General features: G+C 38.9%; 12 protein-coding genes and 1 riboswitch. All 12 genes read left to right on the plus strand.

The features are described 5' to 3' along the window. A partial coding sequence (locus tag NE668_RS09545) for a YadA-like family protein (RefSeq protein ID WP_256196742.1) occupies nt 1-860 on the plus strand: 860 nt, incomplete at its 5' end. Between the two features lie 294 nt (nt 861-1,154). Next, nucleotides 1,155-3,308 carry an ATP-dependent Clp protease ATP-binding subunit gene (locus tag NE668_RS09550; protein ID WP_227037860.1) on the plus strand — a complete coding sequence of 718 codons (2,154 nt, stop codon included), beginning with the start codon at nt 1,155-1,157 and terminating at the stop codon, nt 3,306-3,308. Between the two features lie 77 nt (nt 3,309-3,385). Beyond that, nucleotides 3,386-3,493, plus strand: a riboswitch (TPP riboswitch). Between the two features lie 77 nt (nt 3,494-3,570). Next, entirely contained in the window at nt 3,571-4,875 is a 1,305-nt protein-coding gene (gene thiC / locus NE668_RS09555; protein ID WP_227037861.1) for a phosphomethylpyrimidine synthase ThiC, read from the plus strand. 23 nt (nt 4,876-4,898) lie between these two features. After that, the gene (thiS, locus tag NE668_RS09560) at nt 4,899-5,096 is read left to right on the plus strand and encodes a sulfur carrier protein ThiS (protein WP_227037863.1); all 198 of its coding nucleotides are present in this window, start codon (nt 4,899-4,901) and stop codon (nt 5,094-5,096) included. A gap of 1 nt (nt 5,097) precedes the next feature. Continuing rightward, entirely contained in the window at nt 5,098-5,868 is a 771-nt protein-coding gene (locus NE668_RS09565; protein WP_227037865.1) for a thiazole synthase, read from the plus strand. A gap of 9 nt (nt 5,869-5,877) precedes the next feature. Further along, a complete protein-coding gene (gene thiH, locus NE668_RS09570; RefSeq protein ID WP_227037868.1) occupies nt 5,878-6,978 on the plus strand; it encodes a 2-iminoacetate synthase ThiH in 1,101 nt (366 codons plus the stop codon). Nucleotides 6,979-6,990: 12 nt separating this feature from the next. Then, nucleotides 6,991-7,629, plus strand: coding sequence for a sulfur carrier protein ThiS adenylyltransferase ThiF (thiF, locus tag NE668_RS09575; protein WP_227037870.1), 639 nt, complete (start codon nt 6,991-6,993; stop codon nt 7,627-7,629). Further along, nucleotides 7,630-8,277, plus strand: coding sequence for a thiamine phosphate synthase (gene thiE, locus NE668_RS09580; RefSeq protein WP_227037872.1), 648 nt, complete (start codon nt 7,630-7,632; stop codon nt 8,275-8,277). A 180-nt stretch (nt 8,278-8,457) separates the two neighbouring features. Continuing rightward, complete coding sequence (locus NE668_RS09585; RefSeq protein ID WP_004698341.1) at nt 8,458-9,225, plus strand: LamB/YcsF family protein; 768 nt, start codon at nt 8,458-8,460, stop codon at nt 9,223-9,225. Between the two features lie 142 nt (nt 9,226-9,367). Next, nucleotides 9,368-10,564 carry an NRAMP family divalent metal transporter gene (locus tag NE668_RS09590; RefSeq protein WP_227037875.1) on the plus strand — a complete coding sequence of 399 codons (1,197 nt, stop codon included), beginning with the start codon at nt 9,368-9,370 and terminating at the stop codon, nt 10,562-10,564. A gap of 74 nt (nt 10,565-10,638) precedes the next feature. Further along, the gene (gene pxpB, locus NE668_RS09595; RefSeq protein ID WP_227037877.1) at nt 10,639-11,382 is read left to right on the plus strand and encodes a 5-oxoprolinase subunit PxpB; all 744 of its coding nucleotides are present in this window, start codon (nt 10,639-10,641) and stop codon (nt 11,380-11,382) included. A gap of 37 nt (nt 11,383-11,419) precedes the next feature. After that, nucleotides 11,420-12,391 (plus strand): 5-oxoprolinase subunit C family protein, encoded by a 972-nt coding sequence (locus tag NE668_RS09600; RefSeq protein WP_371745239.1) that lies wholly within the window; start codon nt 11,420-11,422, stop codon nt 12,389-12,391. Nucleotides 12,392-12,562 lie beyond the last annotated feature (171 nt).

The following is a 12,562-nucleotide window of genomic DNA, read 5'->3' on the forward strand; positions in this document are numbered from 1 at the left end:
TTATCGATAAAACATTGAATCAAAAACTTGAAATCGTTGGTGGTGCTGACGCAGCAAAATTGACTGATAACAATATCGGCGTTAATGCAAAAGACGGCAAGTTGCAAGTACAATTAGCTAAAGATTTAAATGGTTTGTCCAGTGTAGAAGTGAAGGACAATAATGGTGCATCCACTGTTATGAAAGGTGACACTATTAAGAGCAAAGATGCAGCAGGAAATACTTCTGTTGTAAATGGCTCTGGCGTGACTATCACATCTGCTAATCCGCAAAATCCAAATGCTGGTACAGTGTCTTTAACTACTGAAGGCTTGAATAATGGCAACAATCAAATCAAGGGAGTTGCAGCTGGTACAGCAGATACAGATGCAGTTAACCTTGGACAATTGAAAAAATCTAATGCTCAGCTTGCTAATGCAATTGCTAATGTTGAATCCGAAACACAACGAGTAGGCGCTCATGCAGCGGCTATGTCAGCGCTGAAACCAATCCAATATGATCCGTTAGAACCGACTCAAGTGATGGCCGGTTATGGTAACTATCGTGGTAAGAGTGCAGCAGCATTAGGTCTTGCTCATTATACTAATGAAGATACAATGTTCAACGTGGGTGTTTCCGTAGGTGGACGTCATAATATGATCAATGCCGGCTATACTCACAAGTTTGGTAACAGTGATGCTAAAAAAGCTGTACCAGAACGCTACAAAGGTGGTCCAATCAGCTCCATTTATGTGATGCAAGATGAAATGACCTCTTTGAAACAAGAGAATAGTAGACAAAAAGAAGTATTGGATAAACAACAAGCTGAAATCGAATCGTTGAAAGCTATGGTTAATAGTTTACTAGCAACTAAAGGTTAATAACTAAATATAGTAATTGAAACGATGATTTTGTTATAACATTCTTGTAGTGTTATCCGATGTCGTAAAGGAAAAAGGTTCCGTAGGAAGTTGATGGACGATAAGCCTCAACTGAAATACGGAACCTTTTTTTGTTGTTAGAATATAAGGTCAAAAATATTTTGAAAATTTATCTTTTGACTTATTGACTTTTTGACTTTTAAGGGTTATTATAATGTCATAGGGTAAGTAAACCCAGTAAAAATAGTATTAGTCAAATAGTTAAACTCTATGATGTATGAGGGGGTAAAATATATGAACAACAACTTTAACAACTTTGGTAATGAATTTTCTAGCATGAATGATTTGTTTAATCAATTGATGGGTAATATGGGTGGTTATTCTACAGAACGACGTAGTTATAAGATTAATGGTCGCGAAGTAACTCCAGAAGAATTTGCGTTTTATCGTCAAACTGGTCGATTACCATCTAATGAAGAAATGCAAGCTGCTCAAGCTGCGCAACAAGGTAAAATTAAACAAGATGGCATCCTTGCTCGTTTGGGGACAAACTTAACTCAACAAGCTCGTGATGGTAAACTCGATCCTGTAATTGGTCGTAATAAAGAAATCCAAGAAACAGCAGAAATCTTGGCGCGTCGTACTAAAAACAATCCAGTACTTGTAGGTGATGCTGGTGTTGGTAAAACTGCAGTAGTAGAAGGCTTGGCACAAGCTATTGTAAATGGTGATGTTCCAGCAGCTATTAAAAATAAAGAAATCATTTCCATCGATATTTCCGGATTGGAAGCTGGTACTCAATACCGTGGTTCCTTCGAAGAAAACATTCAAAACCTTATTAAAGAGGTAAAAGCCGCAGGCAATATTATCTTGTTCTTCGATGAAATTCACCAAATTTTGGGTGCTGGGTCCACAGGTGATGGTCAAGGATCTAAAGGCTTGGCAGATATCTTGAAGCCTGCTTTGTCCCGTGGTGAAATGACAGTTATCGGTGCTACAACACAAGATGAATACCGTAACACAATCATGAAAAATGCAGCTCTTGCTCGCCGTTTCAATGAAGTTAAGGTCAATGCACCATCTGCAGAAGATACTTTCAAAATCTTACAAGGCATTCGTCCATTGTACGAAGCGCATCATAACATTGAATTGCCAGATGCGGTGTTGAAAGCCGCTGTAGATTATTCCGTACAGTATATTCCACAACGTAGCTTGCCAGATAAAGCTATTGATTTAATTGATGTAACAGCAGCTCACTTGGCATCTCAACATCCTGTAACAGATATTAAAACATTGGAAGCCGATATTGCTGATGCTAAAGCAAAACAAGAGGAATATGCTCAAAAAGAAGACTATGAATCTGCGATTAATGAAAAAATGCGTATTCAAAAGTTACAAGCAGAGCTTGATAACCATACAGAAAATCAAAAGGTAGTGGCTAAGGTTAACGATGTAGCAGAAGCCGTTGAAAGAATGACTGGTATTCCTGTATCTCAAATGGGGGCATCCGATATCGAACGCTTGAAAGACATGAAATCTCGTTTAGAAGCTCATGTAATTGGTCAAGATAAAGCAGTAGAAGCTGTATCTAAAGCAATTCGTCGTAACCGTGCAGGCTTTGACGAAGGCAACCGTCCAATCGGTAGCTTCTTATTCGTAGGTCCTACTGGCGTTGGTAAAACAGAATTAGCTAAACAATTAGCTCTAGATATGTTTGGTAACAAAGATGCAATCATTCGCTTGGATATGTCCGAATATAGTGATCGCACAGCCGTATCTAAATTAATCGGCGCTACAGCTGGTTATGTTGGTTATGAAGATAACTCTAACACATTGACTGAACGCGTACGTCGTAATCCTTATTCCATCGTATTATTCGATGAAATCGAAAAAGCAGACACTCAAGTTATTACATTACTTTTACAAGTATTGGACGATGGTCGCTTAACAGATGGTCAGGGTAACACAGTAAACTTTAAAAATACTGTTATCATCGCTACATCCAATGCAGGTTTCGGTTATGGCAATGACAATGATGATGAAAATAAAGTAGATGTAATGGAACGTATCGCTCCATTCTTCCGCCCAGAGTTCTTGAACCGTTTCAACGCAGTTATCGAGTTCAATCAATTGAGCAAAGAAGATTTGAAAAAAATCGTAGATTTGATGCTTGATCAAGTGAATAAAACTTTAGCTAAAAAAGACATCACTCTTGATGTAACAGATGCAGCTAAAGAATTGTTGATGGAACAAGGGTATGACAAAACTATGGGCGCTCGTCCATTACGTCGTGTTATCGAATCTGAAATCCGCGATAATGTAACTGATTTCTACTTGGATCACATCGATGCTAAACACTTGCTTGCCGATGTTAAGGATGGTCATATTGTAATCTCTGAAAAAGCAGATTCCGATGATAGCAAAGACCAAGATAAGGCTGAGAAATAAATAATAGACGTAAAAGTGTCGGAATAATCATTTGACAAATCTGAATAAAGTAGTAATATTAATAGCATAATTATATAGTGAGTATGCAAGGGAGCCTATTATATAGGCTGAGAAAGGGCTGCGAGCACCTGACCTTTATACCTGATCGGGATCATGCCCGCGTAGGAAGCACGCTAATACTTAATACGGGTATCGATCATTTTGTTCGATACCCGTTTTTGCATACCTAACTATATATGTCTTTTATATAGGAGGATGTAAAATGTTTATGACACAATTGGAATCGGCTGTGGCTGGTGTAGTTACGAAGGAAATGAAAGTTGTCGCGGAAAAAGAACGTATGGATGAAGAGGTATTACGTTCCCTAGTGGCCTCAGGCAAGGTTGTTATTCCTTGTAACAGGCAACATACTAGCATTTCGCCAGAGGGGATTGGTAAGCGTCTTAGAACTAAAGTCAATGTTAATTTAGGTACATCAAAAGACGTTACTGATTATGATAGCGAAATTGAAAAGGTTAATCGAGCTATTCGACTTGGAGCAGAGTCAATCATGGATCTTTCAACTCATGGTGATACTCGTATTTTTAGACGTAAATTAATCGAGACATCACCAGTAATGATTGGTACGGTGCCTATCTATGATAGTGTTATTCATCATCAAAAAGATTTGGGTGAATTAACGGCTCAAGACTTCTTGGACACTATCCGATTACACGCTCAAGATGGTGTAGATTTTATTACTATCCACAGTGGTATTACGAGAAAAACAATAGATCAAATCAAGAATCATAAACGGTTGCTCAATATTGTTAGTCGTGGAGGCAGTTTGGTATTTGCGTGGATGAGCATGACAGGTCATGAAAATCCATTTTACGAATACTTTGATGAAATCTTAAAGATTTGCAAAGAATATGATGTTACTTTGTCTTTAGGTGATGCTTGTCGTCCAGGTTGCTTGGCGGATGCAACTGATGTGTGCCAAATTGAAGAGCTTGTAAGGCTTGGTGAATTGGCAAAACGAGCAAAACAATATGGTGTACAAGCTATGATTGAAGGACCTGGGCATGTACCTTTACATCAAATACAAATGAATATGGAAGTTCAAGAATCCTTGTGTGATGGAGCGCCATTCTATGTGTTGGGACCGCTCGTAACAGATATTGCTCCAGGCTATGACCATATTACGGCTGCTATTGGTGGCGCTGTAGCGGGTATGCATGGTGCGTCCTTCTTGTGCTATGTTACACCAGCGGAACATTTAGCCTTACCAAATGCAGATGATGTAAAAGATGGAATTATGGCTTTTAAAATAGCGGCGCATGCTGCAGATATTGCTCGTGGTATTCCTAATGCAAGAGATATAGATGACACTATGGCTAAAGCACGTCAAGTTCTCGATTGGGAGGCACAATATGCTTGTGCCCTTGATCCTGAACGGGCTCGTTCTATTCGTGAAAGTAGAGCACCGGAGAAAGATCATAGTGAAACCTGTTCGATGTGTGGCAAGTTTTGTGCTGTACGCAGTATGAATAAAGCTTTACAAGAAGAATATATTGATATTTTATAAGCTTTTTCATATGGGAGGCTATTATGGATTTGATTGTTAATGGAGAGCCAAAGCAGGTTTCAAACGAGCAACTTCATTTGGTTCTTAACGAATTAGGGTATGCCAGTAAACACTTTGTAGTTGAGCTTAATGGCGAGATTCTTAGTAAGGAAACGTATACAACCACTAAATTAATGGCTGCTGATAGATTAGAAATCGTTAGCTTTGTAGGAGGTGGTTGATATGTTGGATTCATTTACTGTAGGTAATACAACATTTTCTAGTCGCTTGTTAGTGGGGACAGGGAAATATGCATCCTATAATTTGATGCATGATGCATTAGTAGCATCACAATCAGATATTGTGACAGTTGCTCTTAGGCGAGTAGGTACAACACAAAGCGAGGAGGATATATTAAACTATATCCCCGATAGAATGCATTTATTACCGAATACATCGGGTGCTAGAAATGCAGATGAGGCTATACGCATTGCACGTATGGCAAAAGCATTAGGCTGTGGTAATTTGATTAAGATTGAAGTCATTCAAGATCAGATATATTTGATGCCCGATAATTTAGAGACTATTAAAGCTACTGAAGTGTTGGCAAAGGAAGGGTTTATCGTCTTTCCTTATATGAGTCCTAATTTGATGGATGCAAAGCGACTAGTAGATGCTGGTGCTAGTTGTATTATGCCCCTCGCTTCGCCTATTGGTAGCAATCGTGGACTTGAAGCAAAAGGATTGATAGAAATTTTAATCAACTCTATTGATGTGCCAATTATTGTTGATGCGGGAATAGGCAGACCTTCCGATGCAACAATAGCTATGGAAATGGGAGCTAGTGCTGTTCTTGTTAATACGGCTATTGCTACGAGTTCAGATCCAGTAGGTATGGCAGAGGCTTTTTATCATGCCGTAGAGGCTGGACGTAAGGCATATCTAGCAAAATGTGCACCTAAGAAGTTGGTAGGCAGTGCATCTTCTCCGTTAACTGGTTTCTTGCGAAAGTAAGGTGAGAATATGTCATTTTTAGATGTGCTTTCAAGAGTTTCTGACGAAGATATAGCTAAAACATTAGATGTTGTAACTGACGATGAAATACTTTCAACGCTCTCTAAAGCAGTACTTGATATTGATGATGCACTTATTCTATTATCACCTCAAGCCCTACCATATTTAGAAAATATGGCGCAGTTAGCTCATGAACGGACGGTACAGCAATTTGGTTATACTATACAGCTGTTCACACCTATGTACATCTCAAACTATTGCGACAATGGTTGTGTGTATTGTGGATATAGCCATCATAGTGGGATTGCTCGTGAAAAACTAAGTTTAGACGATATTCAGTTTGAGGCGAAAGCGATTGCTGAAACGGGATTAGAACAAGTTTTGGTGCTAACTGGTGAGTCTAAATCCTGCAGTCCACCGTCGTATATACAGGCCGCCGTAGAAAAATTGGTTCCTATTTTTAGTAGCGTTAGTATTGAGGTGTATTCGCTTACGCTGGAGGAATATAAAGGATTAGTCGCAGTTGGAGCAGATGGAATGACGATGTTCCAAGAGACATATAATCCGACTTTGTATGCGCAATTACATCCATTTGGGCCTAAGAGTGATTTTGCAAAGCGTATTGATACGCCTGAGTTGGCTTGTCAGGCTGGATTTAGAGTAGTCAATATTGGTGCTTTAATGGGGCTTGATGAATGGCATAGAGAGGCATACAAAACGATGTTACATCTTAATTATCTTATGCAACATTATTTAGATGTAGAATTATCTGTTTCCGTTCCAAGAATTCGACCTTGTGCAGTAGGTTATTCACCAAAATATCCTGTAGATGATACGGCATTAGTTCAATATATTTTGGCTTTGCGTCTTTTGTTCCCCCGTGTGGGAATTACACTTTCCTCTCGTGAAAGCAAGTATATGCGTGATAATCTGGTGAGACTGGGGATTACAAAACTTTCAGCTGGCGTAACGACCTCTGTAGGAGGACATACAAAACAAGATGATTCTAGCCAATTTACAATCAGTGATAATCGTAGTGTAAGTGAAATGGCTGCAATGCTCGAAAATAATGGATACCAACCCATTTATAAAGATTGGCAGACACTATGAGGAGACATGTGTATGGCTCATATGAATAACGAATTTGAAACGGCTATATCTCACTTCTATAGTCCTGAGGAGTTTCGTAAATTGCAGAATTCAGTAGTAGGCGTTTTAGGTGCTGGCGGATTGGGATCCAATTGTGCTGTTAATCTTGTACGTAGTGGTATTCGAAATCTGATTATTGCAGATTATGATATTGTAGAGCTAAGTAATCTAAATCGACAATACTATTTTTCGCATCATGTGGGGCAGTATAAGGTAGAGGCTTTACAAGATGTGTTAACTGCCATTAATTCAAATGTTATCGTTACGGTTTATAAGGATAAATTGACAATCGAGAATATACTTGAAATCTATAAAAACGCCGATATTTTGATAGAAGCCTTTGATGCGGTAGAAGCTAAATCTATGTTCTTAGAGGCTACAATCTCAGTAGATGTACCTAAAATCATGGTATCCGGATTGGCTGGAATAGGTAATTCCGATGCGTTACGAACTAAAAAGTTAGGTCAAAATTTATATATTGTTGGTGACGAGCATTCCGGTGTAGACAATGCGTATCCTTATGCACCACGTGTGGCTATTGCTGCTGCAAAACAGGCGGATCTAGCGTTATCACTTTTACTAGAAAAGACTATGTCTAATGAGGTGAAATAAGTGGACAGAAAAGATAAATTGACAGAGGCAATGAATGCTTGCCCTATATATGGAATTACGGGCGGTACTCGAGATGTGATTCCTCTTGTGAAAGACATGCTAAGTGCAGGGATACGAATTATTCAATATCGTGAAAAGGGAAAAACGCCTATTCTGCGATATCAGGAGGCTATGATTTTGAGGCGGTTGACCTCTGATTATCATGCACTATTAATTATTGATGATTATGTTGATCTTGCGTTGGCTGTACATGCTGATGGTGTTCATATTGGGCAAGATGATTTGCCCCCTAATACGGTAAGACGAATCGTAGGGCCTAATATGTTGATTGGGTGGTCAACTCATAGTATATCCGATCTAAAAGCGGCAAACAGATATACAGGTGTTATTGATTACATTGGGGTAGGGCCTATTTTTTCTACACAGACAAAACCCAATGCTAATCCTGTAGGGATTTCTTATGTATATTGGGCAAAGAAGTTTAGTAAGGTTCCCATTGTCGCCATTGGGGGCATTAAAACGACAAATGCTGATATCGTTTGGCAAGCGCATCCCGATTTTATTTGTGCCGTCTCTGAAATAACAGAGTCGGATAATTTACAAAATACGGTTTATGAGCTTATGACTGGATATAGTAGAGTCAGATAAAAAATTGAGTTTACATACAAACCACAAGATTAAAATCTTGTGGTTTTTTAGTTATAAAAGAATTTTGTATACATGATAAAAATCATTGCTAACACATCGATTTATTTAGTATAATCGTATCATTAAATTCGATATTCTATAGAATTTATAAAATAGATGAAGATGGAGAGGTAATAGTATATGTCTCATTATGTAGATTTAAATAGTGATTTAGGCGAAAGTTTTGGTAACTATACATTAGGCATGGATAGTGAAGTATTAAATCACGTAACAAGTGCTAATATTGCTTGTGGTTGGCATGCTGGAGATCCTATTATTATGGATGCGACTGTCCGAATATGTAAAGAAAAGGGCGTAGCCGTAGGGGCACATCCTGGTTATCCAGATCTGATGGGATTTGGCCGTCGTGTGATGGCAGTAAATCCTGCTGAGGCAAAAGTCTATATGATGTACCAACTAGGTGCACTTCAAGCTTTTTGTGATAGTCATGGACTTACAGTACAACATATGAAATTACATGGTGCTTTTTACAATACAGCCTGTGTTACACCTGTACTAGCCGATGCAATTTTAGATGGTTTACAAGCGGTAAATCCTACTATTGCAGCCATGGTATTGAGTGGTAGCTATATTGCTCAAGAGGCACAGCGACGAGGTATTCCTGTTATACAGGAAGTGTTTGCCGATCGTGGCTATACAGAGGAGGGAACATTGGTCCCTCGTACAGAAGTAGGTGCTTTCATTAAAGACCCACAAGAGGCTTTAGACCGAGTTCTTATGATGGTTACAAAGGGTAAGGTTGTTACTAATACGGGGAAGACCATTGATATTGTGGCCGATTCCGTATGTGTTCATGGTGATAACCCAGAAGCGATAGCTTTCACAAGGTATATTCGGGAAGGGCTCACAAAAGCTGGTGTAACGGTGGCGAATTTTCAACACCGATAACACTATTAAATACATTAAAATAAATGCGTAATAAATAACAACAGAAAATGCAAATATAAGTATTAAAAGTAAGTATTAAATGTAAATATGCGCTTTAAGCAATAAGTATGGCATAGATTAATTATTATATGTGGAGGTTCCTATGAAACCAATTACAGGTAAAGCGAGTTTCTCTGTCCTATTAGGGGCAGCTTTCTTAATGGCCACGTCTTCCATTGGACCTGGCTTTATGTTACAAACGGCAGCATTTACAAATGAGTTGAAAGCAGACTTTGCATTTGCTATCGTTGTATCCGTTATTTTCTCTATTATTGCACAGCTTAATGTGTGGACGATTATTGGTGTATCCAAAATGCGTGGTCAAGATATTGCGAATAAGGTATTGCCAGGCCTTGGTTATATAGTGGCATTTTTAATTTCCCTTGGTGGCTTGGCCTTTAATATCGGTAATATTGGTGGTGCTTCTATGGGCCTCAATATTATATTTGGTATCGACACAACAACAGCGGCCGCTATTAGCGGTATCTTAGGTATCTTACTATTTACATCTAAGAAGATGGGTGGTGTTTTAGATAATACGGCTAAAGTACTCGGTACTGTTATGCTTGTTCTTATCGCCTACGTAGCATTCTCTACGAACCCACCAGTAGGAGAAGCCTTGTCTCATTCTGTGATTCCAGAGCATGTACCTTGGTTAGCAACGATTACACTTATTGGGGGCACTGTAGGTGGTTACATTACATTTTCTGGTGGTCACCGCCTCATTGATGCAGGTATTACAGGTCAAGAGCATTTAAAAGATGTACGTCGTGCAGCAATTATGGGGATGTCTGTAGATGCATTAGTTCGAGTGTTATTGTTCTTAGCCGTTTTAGGTGTAGTATCCATGGGCTTTGTGCTAGATTCTAAAGACCCAGCAGGCTCTGCGTTTCTTCTCGGCGCTGGTGAAATCGGTCATAAATTATTCGGTATAGTGTTCTTCTGTGCCGCATTGACCTCTGTAGTAGGGGCTGCCTACACATCAGTATCCTTCTTAAAAACATTGTTTAAGGTTGTAGAACGAAATGAAAAATTGACTATTATGGCATTTATCTTTATTTCTACATGTATCTTAATCTTTATTGGCAAACCAGTATCTCTATTGATTTTAGCGGGCTCTGTAAATGGTTTGATCCTGCCTGTTACGTTGGCAGTTATGCTCGTTGCTACTCATAAATCTGAAATCGTAGGGGCATACAAACACAATAAACTTTTATATTATACCGGTTGGATTGTAGTACTTGTAACATCTTATATTGGTGTTACATCTTTAAAAGGCATTGCTAAGTTACTAGGTTAATTAATTATCTGTGAAAGCACCATTACGTTCGGCTTGAATGTGATGGTCCTTTCTAGTTATAGCAGGAGGTACATATGAAACCTACAATTTCACCTGTAGGGGATTGCGCTATCTCTATTGATTTTGGTCAAGTAATCGATCCAAAGATTAATCGACAAATCCGACAAGTTATAGAGCAGATTAAAGTCTTACAGCTAGATGGAATTATTGAACTAGTTCCTACATACTGTGCATTGCTTGTTCAATATGATGCAATGGTATATACGTATTCAGACATTTGTAGAATTCTTGATCCTATATTACAAGAATCTGTAACAGACAGCGTAATTGAACGTGTTATGATTGTTGAAATACCTACCGTATATGGTGGTGAGTTTGGTCCAGATTTAGGCTTTGTAGCCTCTTACAATCATATAAGTGAAGCTGAGGTTGTATCCATTCATAGTGGTACAGATTATTTAGTTTATATGCTAGGCTTTATTCCTGGATTTACCTATTTAGGTGGCATGGATCCACGCATTGCAACGCCGCGGTTGTCTTCACCAAGAACTTTGATTCCTGCCGGCTCTGTAGGTATTGCAGGAGAACAGACTGGTACATATCCATCAGAATCTCCTGGAGGCTGGCAGATTATTGGACGCACACCTGTGACTATGTATGACATGTCTAAGAAACAAGCTGCACTATTGCAAGCCGGAGACTACGTTCGTTATGTGTCTATCAATGAGAATGAGTTCCATCGAATTAAACTATTAGGAAGTAATTATATTCCGTCTATGTATGAAGTAGAGGTAGGTGAGTTGCGTGGGTATAAATGAGTTTAAGGCTGCTTTAATCCGCGTAGATGCGCCAGGGATGTACACTACGATTCAAGATTCTGGCCGCGTTGGCTTTCAACAATATGGTATGCCTGTGGCTGGTCCTATGGATAGTGAAAGCTATCTCTTAGGACAAGCACTTGTAGGTAATACGACTCCTTTCGGTGCATTAGAGTGCACCGTATTGCCACCTACGTTAACCGTCCAAGGTACATGTATCGTTGCTTTCACGGGCGCTGATATGCACCCTACGATTAATAATGTAGTAGTGCCTCGATATATACCTTTTATATGTCACGAAGGCGATATCATTTCTGGCGGCTTTAGCCAATGTGGCGTGCGCATGTATATTGCCTTCTCAGGTGGTATTGATGTTCCCGCTATTAACGGTAGCGTATCGACTCATACAAAGGCTAAGATAGGTGGTATTGAGGGGAGACCGTTACAAGCAGGTGATCAATTTTGCATTAATACATTTACTAGAGACAAAGTGCATGTGTGTGACTTCTATGGAACTCATAAATTATTCAATACCGCTTTATATAACCGCGGTGGTCGTGAGTGTCACGAACCTTTGCGTGTAGTACTAGGAGAGCAAGCAAAGTATTTTACCGAGAAAGGGATTAAGACCTTTGGTAGTAAAATATATACATTGACCGTACAATGTGATCGCATGGGCTTCCGCTTAGATGGCCCTGTTATAGAGCATATAGAGAGTGCGGATATTATTTCCGATGGAGCTGTTTTTGGTTCTATTCAAGTTCCGTCAGATGGCAATCCTATAGTGCTCATGGCAGACCGACAAACAACGGGCGGCTATACAAAGATTGGTACTGTCATTACCGCCGATTTACTTAGGTTAAGCCAGTTGCCAGTAGGGGATGGAATTCATTTTGATATTATTTCTGTAGAAGAATCACAAGAAATATATCGTACCTATATGAAACGCTTATATAAGCGAATACAATTAGCACACGAACAAAGTTTATATGTTTTTAAATTACGCTAGTTTGTTCCCTAATTTAATTATACAATTTAGTAATAAAGCTATCTCGTAGATTGTCATTTCTATGAGATAGCTTTTTATTATGTAATATAAGATGAACTCAATTAAATGTTGATAAAAATTGAAGCATAATAATCTAAAAGCAATACATGATACGTTAAATGCTGTATAACA

The organism is Veillonella parvula (assembly GCF_024461875.1).
GTDB classification, from domain to species: domain Bacteria; phylum Bacillota; class Negativicutes; order Veillonellales; family Veillonellaceae; genus Veillonella; species Veillonella parvula_I.